The 17,776-nt window shown below is 71.3% G+C and carries 18 protein-coding genes and 1 tRNA gene; 2 read left to right on the top strand and 17 right to left on the bottom strand.

Annotated elements, in window-relative coordinates:
* Positions 1–85: 85 nt before the first annotated feature.
* From OP04_RS11080 to OP04_RS11070, 3 genes are all read right to left on the bottom strand, one after another.
* Positions 86–391: a hypothetical protein gene (locus tag OP04_RS11080; RefSeq protein ID WP_085066415.1), complete on the bottom strand. Its 306-nt coding sequence runs from the start codon at positions 389–391 to the stop codon at positions 86–88.
* A gap of 1,039 nt (positions 392–1,430) precedes the next feature.
* Complete coding sequence (locus OP04_RS11075; RefSeq protein ID WP_033339509.1) at positions 1,431–2,255, bottom strand: Bax inhibitor-1/YccA family protein; 825 nt, start codon at positions 2,253–2,255, stop codon at positions 1,431–1,433.
* A 141-nt stretch (positions 2,256–2,396) separates the two neighbouring features.
* Positions 2,397–2,477: transfer RNA gene (locus OP04_RS11070), tRNA-Leu, on the bottom strand.
* An 86-nt stretch (positions 2,478–2,563) separates the two neighbouring features.
* On the opposite strand from OP04_RS11070, the gene OP04_RS11065 reads away from it, so the two are divergent.
* Positions 2,564–4,342 carry a hypothetical protein gene (locus OP04_RS11065; RefSeq protein WP_157239624.1) on the top strand — a complete coding sequence of 593 codons (1,779 nt, stop codon included), beginning with the start codon at positions 2,564–2,566 and terminating at the stop codon, positions 4,340–4,342.
* Positions 4,343–4,385: 43 nt separating this feature from the next.
* Here OP04_RS11065 and OP04_RS11060 read toward each other — a convergent pair whose 3' ends face one another.
* The 11 genes from OP04_RS11060 to OP04_RS11010 form a co-directional block, all read right to left on the bottom strand.
* Positions 4,386–5,756, bottom strand: coding sequence for an NAD(P)/FAD-dependent oxidoreductase (locus OP04_RS11060; protein ID WP_051797532.1), 1,371 nt, complete (start codon positions 5,754–5,756; stop codon positions 4,386–4,388).
* A gap of 122 nt (positions 5,757–5,878) precedes the next feature.
* Positions 5,879–6,430 (bottom strand): hypothetical protein, encoded by a 552-nt coding sequence (locus tag OP04_RS11055; RefSeq protein ID WP_051797530.1) that lies wholly within the window; start codon positions 6,428–6,430, stop codon positions 5,879–5,881.
* The gene (locus OP04_RS11050) at positions 6,427–7,788 is read right to left on the bottom strand and encodes a DUF58 domain-containing protein (RefSeq protein WP_408606741.1); all 1,362 of its coding nucleotides are present in this window, start codon (positions 7,786–7,788) and stop codon (positions 6,427–6,429) included. Before OP04_RS11050 ends, OP04_RS11055 begins: the two co-directional genes overlap by 4 nt.
* A 5-nt stretch (positions 7,789–7,793) precedes the next feature.
* A complete protein-coding gene (locus OP04_RS11045) occupies positions 7,794–8,801 on the bottom strand; it encodes an AAA family ATPase (protein WP_033339508.1) in 1,008 nt (335 codons plus the stop codon).
* Positions 8,798–9,367: a hypothetical protein gene (locus tag OP04_RS11040; RefSeq protein ID WP_157239621.1), complete on the bottom strand. Its 570-nt coding sequence runs from the start codon at positions 9,365–9,367 to the stop codon at positions 8,798–8,800. The genes OP04_RS11045 and OP04_RS11040 overlap by 4 nt, the downstream gene beginning before the upstream one ends.
* A gap of 285 nt (positions 9,368–9,652) precedes the next feature.
* Positions 9,653–10,345 carry a DUF4129 domain-containing protein gene (locus OP04_RS11035; protein WP_033339506.1) on the bottom strand — a complete coding sequence of 231 codons (693 nt, stop codon included), beginning with the start codon at positions 10,343–10,345 and terminating at the stop codon, positions 9,653–9,655.
* Positions 10,342–11,031, bottom strand: coding sequence for a uracil-DNA glycosylase (locus tag OP04_RS11030; protein WP_033339505.1), 690 nt, complete (start codon positions 11,029–11,031; stop codon positions 10,342–10,344). The genes OP04_RS11035 and OP04_RS11030 overlap by 4 nt, the downstream gene beginning before the upstream one ends.
* A gap of 64 nt (positions 11,032–11,095) precedes the next feature.
* Positions 11,096–11,776 (bottom strand): dienelactone hydrolase family protein, encoded by a 681-nt coding sequence (locus tag OP04_RS11025; RefSeq protein ID WP_033339504.1) that lies wholly within the window; start codon positions 11,774–11,776, stop codon positions 11,096–11,098.
* A 180-nt stretch (positions 11,777–11,956) separates the two neighbouring features.
* Positions 11,957–12,637 carry an LppU/SCO3897 family protein gene (locus OP04_RS53185; RefSeq protein WP_033339503.1) on the bottom strand — a complete coding sequence of 227 codons (681 nt, stop codon included), beginning with the start codon at positions 12,635–12,637 and terminating at the stop codon, positions 11,957–11,959.
* Between the two features lie 260 nt (positions 12,638–12,897).
* The gene (locus OP04_RS11015; RefSeq protein WP_033339502.1) at positions 12,898–13,830 is read right to left on the bottom strand and encodes a Ppx/GppA phosphatase family protein; all 933 of its coding nucleotides are present in this window, start codon (positions 13,828–13,830) and stop codon (positions 12,898–12,900) included.
* A 5-nt stretch (positions 13,831–13,835) separates the two neighbouring features.
* On the bottom strand, positions 13,836–14,357 hold the full coding sequence (locus OP04_RS11010; protein WP_033339501.1) for an amino-acid N-acetyltransferase: 522 nt from the start codon (positions 14,355–14,357) through the stop codon (positions 13,836–13,838).
* A 67-nt stretch (positions 14,358–14,424) separates the two neighbouring features.
* Here OP04_RS11010 and OP04_RS11005 point away from each other — a divergent pair, with 67 nt between their 5' ends.
* Complete coding sequence (locus tag OP04_RS11005; protein ID WP_033339500.1) at positions 14,425–15,006, top strand: hypothetical protein; 582 nt, start codon at positions 14,425–14,427, stop codon at positions 15,004–15,006.
* Between the two features lie 21 nt (positions 15,007–15,027).
* Here OP04_RS11005 and OP04_RS11000 read toward each other — a convergent pair whose 3' ends face one another.
* From OP04_RS11000 to eno, 3 genes are all read right to left on the bottom strand, one after another.
* Complete coding sequence (locus tag OP04_RS11000; RefSeq protein WP_232323547.1) at positions 15,028–15,534, bottom strand: DUF501 domain-containing protein; 507 nt, start codon at positions 15,532–15,534, stop codon at positions 15,028–15,030.
* Positions 15,531–16,148 (bottom strand): FtsB family cell division protein, encoded by a 618-nt coding sequence (locus OP04_RS10995; protein WP_033339816.1) that lies wholly within the window; start codon positions 16,146–16,148, stop codon positions 15,531–15,533. Before OP04_RS10995 ends, OP04_RS11000 begins: the two co-directional genes overlap by 4 nt.
* A 164-nt stretch (positions 16,149–16,312) precedes the next feature.
* Positions 16,313–17,599: a phosphopyruvate hydratase gene (gene eno / locus OP04_RS10990; protein ID WP_033339498.1), complete on the bottom strand. Its 1,287-nt coding sequence runs from the start codon at positions 17,597–17,599 to the stop codon at positions 16,313–16,315.
* Between the last annotated feature and the right edge of the window lie 177 nt (positions 17,600–17,776).

The raw sequence follows: 17,776 nt of genomic DNA, 5'->3' as shown, positions 1-17,776 counted from the left end.
CCCGGCGCCGGCTCCGACGTGACCGATCTCCTCGGCCACCTGTGCCCCTGCGCGGGCCGACCGCTCGGCTACAACGCCGCTCGGGCTATAGCGTGTGACGCAGGGCGGTCAGTCTGGTGGCCGCTTCGGCGAGCACCGCATCGCCCGGCGCGGCGGCCAGGAGATCGGCGACGACCACCCTCAGCTGATCCACCAAGGCCAGGTCGTTGGTCAGCCGTGGGACCGGCCGCCGGGGCTCGTTCTCCGCGTCGGCCGCGGCATCTGCCACCCAGGCCACGAGCGCGTGCACCGCATCCGCACGGTTGCCGGCGGTGCCGTCGAGCGCGGTGGCCCAGCGCGGGGCCTCCCAATGCCCCACCTGCCGGACAAAACGATCCAAAGCCTGGTCCAGGGTCGCGGTGCTCACGTCCCCGAGGCTACCGGTGCCGACCCCCGCACCAGCCGACAGCCCAACCCGCCGCGCGCTCACCGGCCCGCCCGATATTTCGCCTTATGGCGGACCAACACTGACCGAAATTCCGGGCAGACACCCGCCCGCCTCGTCACTCTGCGAGTGCGCCTCACGCACGCCCTTCGCCACGGTGCATTCGCCACACAGAGGTGACCGCCTGGCTGCCCCGTCTGCCGTCGACCCGCCCAACGGGGAGCAGATCATCGGCAGGGCCGCCACCAACGCACCGGCGGCATACCGCCCAGCGCAAGCCTGAATCCGACCACGACGAAACTCGCGCCGGACGCCCAAAATGGCCATCAAAACGTCACCGCCCTCGGGCCGCAACAGGTCGATCAGCGCAAGACACCCAAACGTGAGTACCGCGCTGCCGCCACCGGTGAGACCAAAGCTGGCGGCCCTGCCGATGATCTGCTCGCTCTGCCCGGGTCGAGGGCAGACGGAGCAGCCAGGCCGCGCGAAACTCAACCACCCAGGAGCCGGGGTCAGCGTAGCTGAAGGTTGTTCCCCTGCCCCGGTGTCGGAGGCTCCCCCGGAGGGCCGCCGGAGGCAAAGACAGGAACCAACACCACCCAGCCCATTAAAAGGTGAAATTTCGGGCGCGGAGCGCCCAACCTTGCCCTGAACTGCCAAGCCCTCCCTCCGCCGCCAAGCCACGGGAAGCGGAAGCCGAAGGCAGGAAGCCGAAGGCAGGAAGCCGAAGGCGGGCAGAACGGGACACAGAACAGAGCGGGGCGGGCTGAGCGGGCAGCGCAGGGCCGCGTGCGGGCAGGGCCGGGCAGCGCAGGCCTGCGTGCGGGCAGAGCAGAGCAGGCCTGCGTGCGGGCAGAGCAGAGCAGGGCGGCGTGCGGGGCAGCGCAGGGCCGGATGCGGGGCGAGGCGAAGCGGAAAGATGCACGAGAAAGCCCGCCCGAGCCAAAGGCTCGAACGGGCTCTGTCGAAAAACGTGCGCGGCGGGCGAGGAGCCGGCCGCGCCCGGTCAGTCGTCTTGGAGGAAGCTCAGCAGCCGGAGGATCTCCAGGTAGAGCCAGACCAGGCCGACCAGGATGCCGAAGGCGGCGGTCCAGGCGTACTTCTGGGGGAGGCCCATCCGCACGCTCTCCTCGATCTCGCCGAAGTTGAGCACGAAGCTCAGCGCCGCGACGACGATGCAGACGAGGCTGAAGCCGATGGCGAGCGGGCTGCCGTCGCGCAGGCCGGTGTTGACGCCGAAGAGCGCGAGCACCAGGTTGATCATCATGACCGCGAACAGGCCGGTCATGACCGCGATCATGACGCGGGCGAACTTCGGGGTCGCGCGGATGACGCGGGCCCGGTAGAGGATCGCCATCAGGAAGAACACGCCGAACGTGGCTGTGGTGGCCTGCAGGACGATGCCGTCGTAGAAGGACTCGAACGCCTTGCTGACCAGGCCGAGGAACGTGCCCTCGACGACCGCGTAGACGCCGACCAGGACCGGGTTCGCCATCCGCATGAAGGAGATGACGAAGCCGAGCACCAGGCCGACCAGTGCGGCGCCGATGACGAGCGGGAACGCGAGCCCGTCCGGGACCAGGACCCAGGCAGCCGCGGCGGAGAGCGCCGTGATCGCGAGCAGAGCGACCGTGCGGATGACGACGTCATCGATGGTCATCGGGCGCACGGCCGGCGGTGCTGCCGGGTATGCCTGGGACGGGTAAGGCTGGTCGTAGCCCGCCGGACCGTAACCGGGCGCGCCACCCGGGCCGTAGGCGCCGTACGCGCCGGCCCGCTCGCGCTCGGCAGCCCGGCCGAGCTGGCTCAGCACCGGGTTGCTTGTCTTCACGTCTATGGCCTCCTGCCAGTAATGACACTCCTGCCAAGAGTAAGGGGTGGTCACCGGAACGGGCGACCGAGCGAGCTGTGAAATTCCTGAGCAGGGGGTCCTACATCTTGTGGGACGGGACACCGCAGGAGTAAAGAGACGTGCCCGGGGCGGGGGTCGAACCCGCATGCCTTTCGGCAGCCGCTTTTAAGGCGGCCGTGTATGCCATTCCACCACCCGGGCCGGGTGTGTGCGTTGCAGGTGTCACGGTAATGGTTGCGGACGCACCGAGCGCGTCGACGACGCTCCGGCGCACTACTGTCGTTCCCGTGACGAGCCCCACACCCACCGAGATGGATCGGGCGGCCGGCGACTCCGGCGATCCGCCGGCACCACTGCGTACCCCGCGGTGGTGGTCTCGGCTTGATGCCTTTGACCTGGGCTTCTGTGTGTTCTACCTGTTCCTGGCGGGGTGGCTGACGTCCGGATTGTGGCCGGATCCGGCCGCGCGGGTGATGGCGCTGAACCCGGCGGACCAGACGCTCTACGAGTGGTTCCTGGCGTACGACACGCGGATAGCCACCGGGGATGTCACGTTGATCACTGATCGTCTGAATGTGCCGGACGGGGTGAATCTGCTCGCCAACACGTCGGTGATCCTGCTCGGCGTGCTGCTGACGCCGGTGACGCTGGCCTTCGGTGTGCCGGTGACGTTCGCGCTGCTGGTGGCGCTCAACCTGGCCGGCACCGCGATCGCCTGGCACGTGCTGTTCCGCCGGGTGCTGCACGCGCCGCCGCTCGCCGCGGGGCTGGGCGCGCTCTTCGCCGGGTTCGCGCCGGGCATGGTCTCGCAGTCGGTGAGCCACCTGCACATGACCGCGCAGTGGCTGGTCCCGGTGATGGTGTGGCTGGTCGTGCGGATGTACCGGGGGAAGGTCGTCACCTCCGCGCTGGGGCTGGCCGCGACCGTGGTCGCGCAGGTCTTCATCGGCGAGGAGGTGCTGTTCCTCACCGCGTGCACGCTGTTCCTGGTCACGGTCTTCTACGCGGCGCTACGCCCGCGTGAAGCCACAGAGGTGGCCGGACGGTTCCTGGGCGGGCTGGCGATCACCGCGGTGGTGGCGGGCGCGCTGCTGGCGTACCCCCTCTGGGTGCAGTTCGCGGGGCCGCAGGGGGTCAGTGGCGTGCTGTTCGCGCCCGGGTTCTTCGTGGCGGACCTGGCGAGCTTCACCGCGTTCTCGCCGCTGTCGGTCGGCGGCGGACCGGAGGCGGCGGACCTGACGACCGGGCCGAGCGAGTACAACGCGTTCTTCGGCTGGCCGATGCTGCTGCTCTTCGCCGGGCTCACGGCCTGGCTGTGGCGGGACCGCGCGGTGCTGGCCGTGGCCTGGGGCGGGCTGGCGATGGGCCTGCTGTCGCTCGGGCCGTCGCTGGTCCTCAACCGGGAGAAGCTCGACATCACGGGGCCGTTCACGCTGCTGGAGGGCCTGCCGGTGGTGGACGCCGCGTTGCCGATGCGGTTCGCGCTGGCGCTGATCCCGGTGATCGCGGTGGTGATCGTGCGCGGCGTGCAGCACGGCCTGACCCGGCCCGGTCTGACCCCGTTCGTCGTGACCGCGCTGGTGGTGGCCGCGATCCTGCCGCTGACGCCGAGGCCGCTGGACACCGGGGACCGGCCGCCGCTGCCGCTGTTCATCGCGGACGGCCACTGGCGGGAGTGCGTGCCGAAGGGCGGCGTGATGGTGCCGTTGCCGCTGCCCACGCCGCAGGACCCGTGGCCGATGCGCTGGGCCGCGGCGGCGAACGCGGAGTTCGGGATGCCGGAGGGGTTCTTCATCGGGCCGTACGGCGCGGACGGCAACCCCGCGATGGGCACGTACCGGCGGACGCTGTCCGTGCTGGCCACGGAGACGCTGCAGACCGGGCAGACACCGGCGATCGACGATCAGAAGCGCACGGACGTACGGCTGGATCTGGAGTACTGGGGCGCGTCCTGCGTGGTGGTGGCGGACTCGACGCCGAACGCGCCGGCGCTGCGCACCACGGTGGAGACGCTGCTCGGCGTGCCGGGCACCCGGTCCGCGGACGCGGTGTACTGGAGAACCTGAGAAGGGCAGGCCCCGGAGGGCCTGCCCTTGACGGAGAAACGGATCAGGCCTTGGCGACCGCGGCCTCGACCTTGGGGGCCTCCGCTGCCGGCTTCGGCTCGAGCGGCGGCGTGACCTCGGTGAACTCCTCGCGAGGCGCGTGCAGCTGGCCGAGCGCGACCACCTCACGCTTGAGGAAGAACGCGAGCGTCCAGTCGGCCACGACCCGCACCTTGCGGTTGAAGGACGGGATCTGGCTGACGTGGTAGAAGCGGTGCATCAGCCACGCCGGGAAGCCCGGGACCTTCACGCCGTAGACCTTCGCGGCGCCCTTGTAGAGGCCGAGGCCCGCGACGGAGCCCAGGTACTTGTGACGGTAGGTCTTCGGCTCGCGGCCGTGGATGATCCGCGCGATGTTGTCGGCCACCACGACGGCCTGCCGGACCGCGTGCTGGGCGCTCGGCGAGCACCAGGCGCCGACGCCGCCGGTCAGGTCCGGGACCTGCGAGCAGTCGCCCGCGGCCCAGGCGCCGTCCAGCACGGTGTCGCCGTCCGCGACCTGCAGCGTGGGCAGGCAGTTGACGTGACCGCGCGGGCCGAGCGGCAGGTCGGTGTTGGCCAGCATCGGGGACGGCTTCACGCCGGCGGTCCAGACCACGGTGTCGGTCACGAACGTCTCGCCGTCGGACAGCTTCACGTTGCCGTCGACGCAGGACTCGAGGAACGTGCCGAGCCGCATGTCGATGCCACGCTTGCGCAGCTGACGAGCCGCGTACGCCCCCATGTCCGGGCCGATCTCCGGCAGGATGCGCTGGGTCGCCTCGACCAGCACGAACCGGACCTCGTCCTGCGTGAGCTCGGGGTAGTACTTGAGCGCGGCGCGGACCATGTCCTCCATCTCGGCCAGAGCCTCGATGCCCGCGTAACCGCCGCCGACGAAGCAGAACGTGAGCGCCCGCTTCTTGGTCTCGGCGTCGGTGGTGGTGGCGGCGACGTCCAGCCGGTCGAGGAAGTGGTTCCTCAGGTAGATGGCCTCGCCGATGGTCTTGAAGCCGATGCCCTGCTCACGCAGGCCCGGGATGGGCAGCGTGCGGGACACGGAGCCGGGTGCGACCAGGATGTGGTCGTACTCGACCTCGCGGGCGGGCCCGGAGATGGTCTCGACCGTGACCTTCTTGTTCGCGTGGTCGATGCGAGTGACCTCACCGGAGATGATCGTGCAGCGGCGCAGCTCCCGTCGCAGCGGCACAACGGCGTGCCGCGGGGAGATGTTGCCGGCCGACGCCTCGGGGAGGAACGGCTGATAGGTCATGTGTGGCTGAGGATCAACGACGATTACCTCGGCCTCGCGCGCGCTGAGCTTCTTGGAAAGGCGCAGTGCGGCGAAAAGGCCGACGTGCCCCGCTCCAACCACAAGGATCCGCTGAGGACTCACGAGGGTTATCTTTCTCCTAACCTCTTGACCTTGTGCGAGGGATGGCGACTTCTGTGATCCACGACGCGTCCCGGACCAGGTAAAAATCAGGTTACGCAGGCAAAAGTGCAGGTCAGCGGCGTTTATCGGGAAATGCGGGCCAGCAGCCAGGTCGCCCCGACCGCTGCCACTAGGCCACCGAAAGCAAACGCTGCGTAACCACCGAGCGTTAGGCGGCCGACCGCGGCGAGCGCCAGGACGAGCACGGCCGCCGATCCGAAGAGCACTCCGAGCAGCCGAATCACCCATCCGGTGACGGCCTCGGGCCGGACCGCCACGTCGTAGGGCAGACAGGCTGCCAGCGCGGCCAGGCTGTGCACCGCGTAGAGCAGGCAGGCGAGCGCCAGCACCCTCGGGATCGTGATCCGCTCGCCGTACCCGGCGGTGGCGATCAGGTAGAGCCCGATCGCGGCGACGGACAGCGTCGTGGGCAGGCCGCTGCCCGGTCGCGCGGCCGGGAGCAGCGCCAGCACGAACAGGATCGCCACCGAGCGCGCGTTGACGTGCTCCAGCGGCAGCGCGGTCAGCAGCGCACCCAGGCCGGCGGCGAACAGGCCGAGCCGGACCATCATCGGTACGGACGTGGTGCGCCGGACCCGGCTCTCCAGGTTGCGGTAACGGCGGATCAGGTTCATCGGGCACCCGCCCGGGGCGCGCCCGCGAACCGCGCGATGTCCCGCAGCACCAGGTCCAGGCTGCCGGCGCCGGCCCAGCTGACCACCGGCACGCCGTGCTCACGCAGCCGGCCGAGCGTGTTCTCCCGCTCCATCCGCCACAGTCGCAGCGCGGCCTCCATCCAGGGACCGCTGCCCGGCACGGACAGGCCGGAGGTGGGCAGCGTGTCCACCGCGACCACGTACCGGCCGGACCGGGAGAGCCGCGCCAGCATCTCCGCCGCGGACGGGTCGAGCAGCGGCGTCAGCACCACCAGCAGCGCGTTCGACGAGACGAGGTGGGTGGCGACCGGGTCGCCGCCGTCGACGGTCCCCTGCTGGCGCACCTCCAGCAGCCACTCCAGCACGGTCAGGTACTGACGGCGGCCGGCGGCGGCGCGCAGCCGGCGGGCAGCCGGGCCGTACTCCAGCAGCGAGACCCGGTCGCCGCGGTGCAGGTAGTGCTCCGCGATCGCGGCCGCGGCCCGGACCGTGGTGTCCAGCACGGACGCGCCACCGTGCACGCCGCCGGAGTTGCCGGTCTCGGCCGTCACGTCCAGCAGCAACGCGACCTCCGCGTCCCGGTCGGAGAGCGTGGCGGCCACGTGCAGCTGCCCGGTGCGCAGCGACGTGCGCCAGTCGATGCGCCGCAGCCGGTCACCGGGCCCGAACACGCGAACGCCGGCCAGCTCGCCGTCCTGGCCGGGGCGCCGGGAGCGGTGCCCGCCGACCAGCCCGGCCGCGTTCGGCATCGCGTCGACGGCCTGGAACGGCTCGGTACGCGGGTAGACCGCGATGCGCGCCGGGCGCAGCACCACGGGCGCGGACGTGAACAGTCCGTCGCACGCGGCCGCGGCCGCGGCCACCGGGCCCAGGTCGTGCCGGCCCCAGCGCATCGCCTCGCCCTCCAGCGTGATCAGGCCGCTGGCGCCGGCCTGGACCACCAGTCCGTGCGGGCGGTCCAGCGCGTCCATCCGCAGCCAGCGGGACCGGCGCGCGCGGACCAGCACCAGGTCGTAACGGACCTCGTCCGGGTTGATCACCTCCAGCTCCGCGACGACCTCACCGCCCTCGACGCGGTTGGCCGCCTCGATCGTGACCGCCAGGTCCGGCGGCAGCGCAGGCCGCCGGCGCAGCGAGAACGCGGTCCCGACCAGGAACGGCGTGGCCAGCAGCACCACGTCGGTGCGCCCGAGCAGCACGCCGGTGATCAGGAGCAGGCCGGAGAGCAGCACCGCACGCCCGAGCGCGCGGGTCGGCTGCCAGGCGGGCGCGCCCTCCGCCTCGGGCGCCGCGGCCGGCTGCCCGAGGGGCGCGGTCGGCGGCACCGCCGGCCGCAACGAGCTCACGACGCGTGTCCGCCGGCGCCCGCGTAGCTGGGCATCGCGCCGCTGGCCGGAGCCGGCGTCGCGTCCAGCACCTCGGTCACCACGAACGCCGGGTCGACCCGGCGCAGCCACATCTCCGGGCGCAGCGTGATCCGGTGGGTCAGCGCCGGGATCGCGACCGCCTTCACGTCCTCCGGGATGACGAAGTCGCGGCCGGCCAGCGCGGCCCGCGCGCGGGAGAGCAGCAGCAACGCCAGCGAGCCGCGCGGGGACGCGCCGACCAGCACGGACGGGTGCTCCCGGGTTGCGGCCGCGAGCGCCACTATGTACCGCCCGATCGAGTCCTCGACCGCGACCAGCTCCAGGCCGGCCTGCATGCGCAGCAGCGTCTCCGCGTCCACCACCGGCGCGATCTCGGCCTCCTCGCGGCGGCGGGCGATGCGGCGGCGCAGCACCTCCCACTCCTCCTCGTGGCTCGGGTAGCCGAACGAGACGCGCAGCATGAACCGGTCCAGCTGCGCCTCGGGGAGCGGGTACGTGCCCTCGTACTCGATCGGGTTCGCGGTGGCCAGCACGTGGAACGGCGCGTCCAGCCGGTACGTGACGCCCTCCACCGACACCTGCTTCTCCTGCATCGCCTCCAGCAGCGCGGCCTGCGTCTTCGGCGGCGTCCGGTTGATCTCGTCGGCGAGCAGCAGGTTCGTGAAGATCGGACCGGCCCGGAACGTGAAGTCGTGGCGGCTCTGGTCGTAGAGGAACGAGCCGGTCACGTCCGCCGGCATCAGGTCCGGCGTGAACTGCAGCCGCCGGAAGTCCAGCCCGAGCGCCTGCGCGAAGCTGCGCGCGGCCAGCGTCTTGCCGAGACCCGGCAGATCCTCCAGCAGCACGTGCCCACCGGCCAGTATCCCGGCCAGCACCAGCTCCAGCGGCGCCCGCTTGCCGACCACGACCGTGCCGACCGCGTCCAGCACGGTCCGCGCGAGCGCGCCCACCTCGTGCGGCGGCAGCGGCTCCATCTGCGTCATAGTTCCTCCAGTCGGGTGACCAGCGACGCGAACTGTCGCGGTTTCGGTGCGCGCCGCGGGGGCGCGGTCAGCAGGGCCCACAGTTGTTCCCCGAGCAGCTCACGGGCCCGCTGCTCGTCAGACGCGATGGTGACGCCGTGGCGTTGCCGCAGCCGCTCGTCCGCCAGCTCACGCAGCGCCGGGACGGTCAGCCGCTGGAACCGCTTCACGTCCTCGGTGCTCCAGCTCAGCACCCGTTCCCAGCGGCCGACCGCGCGGCGCAGCCCGTCGCCGCCGGTCCAGTTGTAGTGGCCGGGCTCCTCGCCGCCGGTCATCGGGCGGGCGGCACGGTCCGGGCGCCTGGGCACGCCGACGGAGACGACCACGCGGAACAGCAGCGCCAGCGCGAGGAACGCGGCGAACAGCACCGGCAGCGACGCGGTCAGCTCCTCCACGCGCAGGAAGAAGTAGGTGATCGCGGTGCCACCGGCGGCCGCCAGCACCGCGGTGAACCAGCGCAGCCGGGGTTTGCGACGGGCGGCGACGGGCCGGTCGTCGCTGCCCGCCATCAGGTCGTCAATACCCACAACCGGACCCCCTCAGCGGTACGACTCGGCGCTCCCCGGCCACCGGACGAGCGCTCATGCCGCCTCCTCCGCTTCGCTCCCCCATCGACATGAGTTCATGCGCCGAGCCGATGATTCGCTCGCAAGCTCGCTCATGCCGCCTCCTCCGCTTCGCTCCCCCATCGACATGAGTTCATGCGCTGAGCCAATGATTCGCTCGCAAGCTCGCTCATGCCGCCTCCTCCGCTTCGCTCCCCCATCGACATGAGTTCATGCGCTGAGCCGATGATTCGCTCGCAGGCTCGCTCATGCCCGCTCCGTCGCGGTGAGGTCGTCGCGGACCCGGTGCAGCGCGGCCACGGCCTCCGCGCGCATGCGCTCGTCGACCACGTGCGTGGCGTACCGCGCCTGGCGGTAGACCTCGGCGAACCCGGCCAGCACGCCCGCGTCCACCGCGTGCCCGGTCAGCAGCCGGGTGACCAGCTCGCCCGGGGTGTCGCCGGGCCGGCGCGGGGTGCCCGCGTCCGCCGCGGCCTGCTCCAGCCGCACCCAGCAGGTGATCACGGCGCCGCGCGGGTCACGGTCGGTGGCCAGCTCCTCCAGCCCGGCGTCGAGCGCGGCCACCATCTCCTGCGTGGCCGCGCCCTTGCGGCGCCGGGCCGGCCGGGCGTCGGCCTGCCGGCGCAGATAGTCACGGATCGCCACCACGATCACGGTGCCGACCACGGCCGCGATCACCAGGCCCGCCAGGACGACGGCCACGGTGATCAGCCACGGCGGCAGCTCGAAGCCGGCGTCGTCGGTGATCAGCGGGCCTCCCCCACCGGCCATCGGCGGCGGCTCCTCCAGCTGCGGCGCGTCCTCGGGCAGCGCGGGCTGGCCCAGCGGCGGCGCGTCGCGCAGGCCGAGCGACGAGTTCTCCGCCGCGACCGCGATCAGCACGACCATCAGCACCGCGGCGGCAACCGGCCACCAGCGGCGAAGGGATGCGAGGGTCATGCGGCCAGCGACCGGGCTCGGGCGAACACGTCGTCAAGCATCGCCGGTGTGAGCCGCCCGGTAAAGGTGTTCTGCTGGCTCACGTGATAACAACCCAGCAGCGCCGGTACGCCCTCGGCCGTCCACTGTGCACCGTGGCCGAACGCGGGACGGGGGCTGGGCGGGCGCACGCCGTAGACCGCGCGCATCGCGGGCCACCACGCGGCCCAGGCGAACGCGCCGAGCGCGATCACCACCCGCAGCGTGGGGCGGATCAGCTCCAGCTCGCGGTGCAGGAACGGCGCACATCGGTCGCGTTCGTCCGGCGTGGGCTTGTTGTCCGGGGGCGCGCAGCGTACCGCCGCGAAGATCCTGGTGTTCTTGATCGTCAGACCGTCGTCCGCGGAGACGCTGGTCGGCTGGTTCGCCAGGCCGGCCCGGTGCATGGCGGCGAACAGCACGTCGCCGGAGCGGTCACCGGTGAAGATCCGGCCGGTCCGGTTGCCGCCGTGCGCGGCCGGGGCCAGGCCGAGGATCGCGATCCGGGCGTCCGCCGCGCCGAAGCCGGGCACGGGACGGCCCCAGTAGGCCTGGTCGCGGAACGAGGCGCGCTTCACCGTGGCCACCTCCTCCCGCCAGGCGACCAGGCGCGGGCAGGCGAAGCAGTCGGTGATCTCGGCGTCGAGCGCTTGCAGGGCGTCCCCCATGATCCTCAGCAGATCACGGGGGACGCGGGCGCTCTACAGCCGGGTCGCTCTTACGCCAGTCCCTTTACAGCCGGGTCCGGAACAGTTCGAGCGTGCGGGCCCACGCGGTGGCGGAGGCACTCTGGTCGTACGTGTCCGGGTGGTCGTCGTTGAAGAACGCGTGCGCGGTGCCGGGGTAGTCGTAGAGCGTGACGTCGCCGCCGGCCAGCTCGATGCCGGCCTTCGCCACCTGCGGGCCCTCGGCGACGGAGAGCCCGTCCTCCTCCGCGCAGTGCACGATCGCGGCCTTACCGGCGTAGTTGTCCCACTTCGGGGCCATCCGCTCCCACGGCACGGCCGGGTAGAAGCCGGACGTGGCCACGATCCGGTCGGAGAGCGTGGCGGACCAGAGTGCCAGGCTGCCGCCCATGCAGAAGCCGACCGCGCCGATGTTCCCGCTGGTCTCCGGCAGTTCGGCGACGTAGTCCGCGGCGCCGGCGATGTCCCTGGCGGCCTGGTCGATCGCCAGGCCCATGAGCAGTTTGACGGCCTCGTTCGGGTACGTGGTCTGCCGGCCGTGGTAGAGATCCGGGGCCAGCGCGACGAATCCCGCCTCCGCGAACCGGTCCGCGAGCGCGGTGATGTGCTCGACGAGCCCCCACCACTCCTGGATCACGATCACGCCCGGACCACTGCCGGACGCGGGTTTCGCGAGGTATCCCTCGCTCGTCCCCCCGTTGCTGCGGTAACTCACCATTGAGCCCATGGGCCGTCCTCCTGTTCAATCAGTCACCGTTGGCTGGTCGCACAGAGTTATTGATCCGCACATATGAGTGATGTGCGTGCGCGTAGCCTGCCACGATGCCGACGCCCCAGGGAAGAGAGACGCGACACACGACGACGGCGCCGCCCCGCGGATGCGGGACGACGCCGTCGCTGAGATCGGCTACTTGTCCTTCAGGCAGAGCACGTAGTACTGGTTCTCGTCCGCCTCGATCGGCCACAGCATCGTGAACGACTCGCCGTCGTTGACGTACTCGTAGCACTGCTCCTCGTCGCGGGCCTGGATCGACGTGAGGTTGTCCTTGCGGCCGATGATCACGCTGGTCGCGTCCGCGCTGCCGCAGTCCACGATGCCGACGTTGTTGGCGTTGCCCTGCTCGCCCTCCTTGAGCTCGGGCGTGTCGCCGAGGCAGTCGCCGACCTTCGCGTCCTTGGTCGGGTCCTGGTAGAGCGCGTTCGCGGCGGCACCGGCGCCGAAGCCGATCGCCACCTTGATCAGGAGGCCGATGCCGACCACGGCGACCACGCCGAGGATGCCGGCGAGACGGCCCTTGCCGCCACCCTTCTTCGGCTCCTCCGGCGTGAAGCTGCCCGGCGCACCGAACGCCGGCGGCTGCTGGCCGGGCGCGCCGAACTGCGGCTGGCCCGGCGCGCCGAACTGCGGCTGCTGGCCGGGGGCGCCGAACTGCGGCTGGCCGGGGGCCGCGCCGAAACCGGCCTGGCCGTCGGGAGCGGCGCCGAAGCCCTGCTGCGGCTGGCCCGGCTGCGGCTGGCCCTGGGGCGCGCCGAAACCGGCGGCGTTGTGCTGCGGTGGCGGCGGGTAGCCGGCGGGCTGATCAGTCACTGTCGTAATCCCCGTTTCGATCAATCACCAAAACCGGCCTGGCCGGCGCGCATGCAAGCGCCTCGACAAAGTAATGGGTCGAGGCAATGCGAGCCCGCCCCTCGACCGGGCGAGGGTGTGGTCCGAAAAGGCAGGATTCGGTGGCTGAAAGTCGTACAGCTGTCGCTCAGGTGACTTACAGGAAGCTGACAGTTACCACTTCGGTGGCTATCGCGGGCATACGTCCCATTCGCCGGATCGCGGCAAACGTGACGAACGCCTCAGCTAAGACTCCAGGCGATTCCGTCCAGAATGTCGTGTTCGCTGGCGACGACCGCGGAGAGCTCCGCCCGCTCCATGATCGTCCGGAGCACGAGGGCGCCGGCACCGATCACGTCCGCCCGGCCGGGATGCATGACCGGGATCGCCAGGCGCTCGGCGCGCGTGGCGGCCAGCATGTCGTCCGTGACCTTGGCGACCTCGCTGTACGACAGCCGCGCGTGGTGGATGCGGGCCGGGTCGTACGCGGTCAGGCCGCGCGCGATCGCGACCACGGTGGTCACCGAGCCGGCCAGCCCGACCAGCGTCTTCGCCTCCCGGCCGGGGACGGCGGCCAGCGCGCGGTCCACCTGGGCCGTGATGTCGGCCTGCGCCGCGTCGATCTCCTCCAGCGTGGGCGGGTCACCGTGCAGGTGACGCTCGGTCATCCGCACGCAGCCCATGTCCACCGAGATCGCGGCGTCCACGTGCGTCTCACCGAGCACGAACTCGGTGGAGCCGCCGCCGATGTCGACCACCAGGTACGGCGCATGAGTGCCGGGCGGCAGTCCGTGCACCGCGCCGGTGAACGAGAGCCGGGCCTCCTCGTCGCCGGTGACCACCTCGGGCGGCACGCCGAGCGTCTCGGTGACCATGGCACGGAACTCGTCCGCATTCTCCGCGTCGCGGGTGGCGGACGTGGCGACCATCCGCACCCGGTCGGCCTTGTGCGTGGCGATCGCCTCGGCGTAACCGGCCAGCGCGACACGGGTGCGCTCGATCGCGGCCGGCGAAAGACGGCCGGTCCGGTCGACCCCCTCGCCGAGCCGGACGATCTCCATGTGCCGTGTGACGTCCAGCAGCTGGGCGCCGGGGCCCGCGTACGACGCCGGAAGGTCCGCGATCAGCAGGCGGATGCTGTTGGTGCCGCAGTCGATCGCCGCAACTCGTGCCATGGGGCTCAGCCTACGTCCGCGGGCTTCAGGTGGACGAGCATCCGGGTGTTGCCCAACGTGTTCGGCTTGACGCGCTCCAGGCCGAGGAACTCCGCGACACCCTCGTCGTACGACCGGAGGAGCTGCTCGTAGACCGGGCCGGGCACCGGCGCGCCGTCGATCGGGACGAACCCGAACGAGGCGAAGAACCCGGTCTCGAACGTGAGGCAGAAGACGCGGGCGACGCCGAGATCACGTGCGGTGTTCAGCAGCTCGGTGACGATCCGGTGGCCGATCTTCTGGCCCCGGCAGGCCGGGTCGACCGCGAGCGTGCGGATCTCGGCCAGGTCCTCCCACATCACGTGCAGCGCGCCGCAGCCGACGATCGCGCCGTCTGCCAGCCGTTCCGCGACCCAGAACTCCTGCACGTCCTCGAAGAGCGTGACCGTGGCCTTGCTGAGCAGACGCCGCTCTCCGCTGTACGTGTCGATCAGCGCACGGATGCGGCGCACGTCTGCGGTCCGGGCGCGGCGAACCACAACCTCCATACGGACAACCCTACTGTCCCCGACCGCAGGAGTCGGAACATGGCATCAGTGGCGCATTCTCGTAGGCATGACCCGCGTACCGTCGCGCCTCCTCGCCACCGTCACCGTCGCCGTGCTCGCGCTCTCCGGCTGCGCCACGGTCGACGAGGGCACCGGCACGGTGGACGCGGAGGCCCGGCTGGCCGAGCTGACCGACCGGCTCGGGCGCGCGGCCTCGGAGACGTACACGGCGGTCTACGCGCTCGGCACCGGCGAGATGGCGACCGTGGTGAGCGCACCGCCGCGCACGGCCACGATAAGCGGTGACGACCGGCTGCTGATCGGGCCGGACGGCGTGATCTCCTGCGAGGACGGCACCTGCTCCCGGCCGCCGGGCGCGGACGACCCGCCGGGCGCGACCGGGATAGTGACACCGGAGCAGGTGCGCGCGATGGTGTCCGCGGCCGCGCACACGCCGGGTGCGGACGTGGTCATGTCCACCGAGACGTTCGCCGGCCAGGACTCACTCTGCGCGGATGTGGACGGCATGTCCGCGTTCACGGTCTGTGCGACCGAGGACGGCGTGCTGGCGTCGTTCCGCGGCGAGGGCGAGACGACGCTGGAGCTCACCCGGCTGACCGGGTCAGCGGACCCGGCGCTCATCGCCTGAGGCGCGCCGGGCCCGCTCAGGTCACTCCGGCTGGACGCAGGGGCCGTCGGCCCACCACTCGCCGACCAGCGCCGCGGTCTCGTCGCCGAACGGGTTGACGCCCGGCCCGGCGCCGAGCGCATGGCCGAGGTGCACGTGCAGGCACTTCACCCGGCCGGGCATGCCGCCGGCGGACACGCCGTCGATCTCCGGCACGTCGCCGATCGCCTTGCGCCGGCTCAGGTAGTCCTCGTGGGCGGCGCGGTAGTGCGCGGCCAGATCCTCGTCCTCGGCCAGGCGCGCGGTCATCTCCTTCATCAGCCCGGCCGACTCGAGGCGGCTGCACGCGCTGGTCGCGCGCGGGCAGGTCAGGTAGAAGAGCGTGGGGAACGGCGTGCCGTCCGCGAGCCGGGGCGTGGTCTCGACCACGGCCGGGTTGCCGCAGGGGCAGCGGTAGGCCACCGCGCGGGTGCCACGGGGCGTGCGGCCGAGCTGGGCGGCCACGGCCGCGAGATCTTCCGCGGTCGCTTCACCCTGAAGTTCGTTCACTTGTTCGCTTCCTCGATGCTGGACCACAACGTGTCGTACCACTTGTCGGGCGTCTCGGACCCGGACGGCGCGGACGAGAGGCCGCCGGTGTCCTGAGCGGCCACGGCACCCTGGTTCATCACGATCAGCAGCGTCTCGTCCGGGTGCGCGTAGTAGAAACGATTGCGCACCTGGGTCCGGACGTACTCCTCGTCCTGCCACTTGTCGACCAGCTCGGTCAGCTGCCGGATGCGCTCCCGCTGCTCCGCCTGGGACGCCTCCATCGCGGCGATGTCCGCCTCCTGCGACAGGTAGAGGCGGACCGGATAGGTGTAGGCCAGGGCGAGCGCGATCAGCACCACGATCAGCACCGCGGCCCGCCCGGTGTAACGCCGGGGCGCGGTGGCGGTGGTCCGCTTCGCCGCGCCGGCCGCCGCGGCCCGTCGTGCGGCCGCGGGACGGCTCGCGGAGCGGCCCGCCTCGGTGAGCCGGGGCTCGCGGACGATGCTGGCGTCACGGATCGCGGTGCGGGCGGTTCTGGCCCCGCGGGACGCCGAGCCGGCCCGGCGTGTCGGTCGCGTTCCGTGCCCGCTGCGGGCGGGTCCCTGGCCGCCAGGCGTACGCCGTTGCGTCACGACACCCACCCCCTCGCCCCCGCCGTACCCAGTCTCACGCTAAGCAACCATGACGGGCGCGGGGGCCGAGGGCAAATCCACGGGTTTTTTGATCAGATACTGCGAACCCTGGCGGAATGCACCCCCGGCCCAAGCGGCCTACGTGGGTACGGCGTGACTCTGGGTTACTTTGCGGCCTTGTACCGCGGGAAGGCGCTGATGCCGGCGTAGCGCGCGGCGTCCGCCAGCTCCTCCTCGATACGCAGCAGCTGGTTGTACTTCGCGACGCGCTCGGAACGCGCCGGCGCGCCGGTCTTGATCTGGCCGGAGCCGACCGCGACGGCCAGGTCCGCGATGGTGGTGTCCTCGGTCTCGCCGGACCGGTGGCTCATCATCGACTTGAAGCCGTTGCGGTGTGCCAGCTCGACCGCGTCGAACGTCTCGGTCAGCGAACCGATCTGGTTCACCTTGACCAGGAGCGCGTTCGCGGCCTTCTCGGCCACGCCGCGGCCCAGACGCGTCGGGTTCGTGACGAACAGGTCGTCGCCGACGATCTGGATCTTGTCGCCGAGCGCGGCGGTCATCGCGGACCAGCCCGCCCAGTCCTCCTCGTTCAGCGGGTCCTCGATGGAGACGATCGGGTACGTCTCGACCAGCTTGGCGTAGTAGTTGATCATTTCCTCGGACGACTTGGAGCCGCCCTCGAACGTGTACGCCCCGTCGTTGTAGAACTCGGTCGCGGCCACGTCCAGCGCGAACGCGAAGTCGGTGCCCAGCGTGTAACCGGCCTTCTCGATCGCCTCGGCGATCAGGTCCAGCGCGGCGGCGTTGGTCGGCAGGCTCGGCGCGAAGCCGCCCTCGTCGCCCAGGCCGGTCGCCAGGCCCTTCTTCTTCAGCACGGACTTGAGCGCGTGGTAGACCTCGGCACCCGAGCGCAGCGCCTCACGGAACGTCGTGGCGCCGATCGGAGCGATCATGAACTCCTGGACGTCGACGTTCGAGTCCGCGTGCGCGCCGCCGTTGAGGATGTTCATCATCGGCACCGGCAGCAGGTGTGCGTTCGGCCCGCCGAGGTAGCGGAACAGGCTCAGCTCGGCCGAGGCCGCGGCGGCCTTGGCGACCGCGAGCGAGACGCCCAGGATCGCGTTCGCGCCCAGCTCGGACTTGTCCGCGGTGCCGTCGATGTCCAGCATCTTCTGGTCGATCAGGCGCTGCTCACTGGCCTCGTAGCCGAGCAGCTGGTCGACGATGCGGTCCTCGATGTTGGCGACCGCCTTCTCGACGCCCTTGCCCAGGTATCGGCCCGAGTCCCCGTCGCGGAGCTCGATCGCCTCGAACGCGCCGGTGGAGGCGCCGGACGGGACAGCGGCGCGCGCGATGGTGCCGTCGTCCAGGCCGACCTCAACCTCGACAGTCGGGTTTCCCCGCGAGTCGAGAATCTCCCTGGCGACAATTCCCTCGATGGTGGCCATTTTGTCGTGTCGCTCCTCGATGTGTGTTTTGCCGGCCCGCGTGGCAGGCCATGAGCCGAACCCCCGGATCGCCGCCACCCTGCGGCCGACCACAACACTGAGCCTATCCAGCCGAGCGTGACCACCGCACAAAGACCCTCTCCCCCGGGGCTGGGGAAAAGCCTCAGGAGCGACCCG

Origin of the sequence: Catenuloplanes japonicus, assembly GCF_000717135.1 — a bacterium.
In the GTDB taxonomy this organism is placed as follows: domain Bacteria; phylum Actinomycetota; class Actinomycetes; order Mycobacteriales; family Micromonosporaceae; genus Catenuloplanes; species Catenuloplanes japonicus.
This window is presented reverse-complemented; position numbering and strand designations above follow the sequence as displayed.

Bases quoted from the DNA above. Each gene is read 5' to 3' on its own strand.
- OP04_RS11055 (WP_051797530.1), bottom strand. From the start codon at position 6,430: ATGAACCTGATCCGCCGTTACCGCAACCTGGAGAGCCGGGTCCGGCGC.
- OP04_RS11045 (WP_033339508.1), bottom strand. From the start codon at position 8,801: ATGACGCAGATGGAGCCGCTGCCGCCGCACGAGGTGGGCGCGCTCGCG.
- OP04_RS11035 (WP_033339506.1), bottom strand. From the start codon at position 10,345: ATGACCCTCGCATCCCTTCGCCGCTGGTGGCCGGTTGCCGCCGCGGTG.
- OP04_RS11030 (WP_033339505.1), bottom strand. From the start codon at position 11,031: ATGGGGGACGCCCTGCAAGCGCTCGACGCCGAGATCACCGACTGCTTC.
- OP04_RS11025 (WP_033339504.1), bottom strand. From the start codon at position 11,776: ATGGGCTCAATGGTGAGTTACCGCAGCAACGGGGGGACGAGCGAGGGA.
- OP04_RS11015 (WP_033339502.1), bottom strand. From the start codon at position 13,830: ATGGCACGAGTTGCGGCGATCGACTGCGGCACCAACAGCATCCGCCTG.
- OP04_RS11010 (WP_033339501.1), bottom strand. From the start codon at position 14,357: ATGGAGGTTGTGGTTCGCCGCGCCCGGACCGCAGACGTGCGCCGCATC.
- OP04_RS11005 (WP_033339500.1), top strand. From the start codon at position 14,425: ATGACCCGCGTACCGTCGCGCCTCCTCGCCACCGTCACCGTCGCCGTG.
- eno (WP_033339498.1), bottom strand. From the start codon at position 17,599: ATGGCCACCATCGAGGGAATTGTCGCCAGGGAGATTCTCGACTCGCGG.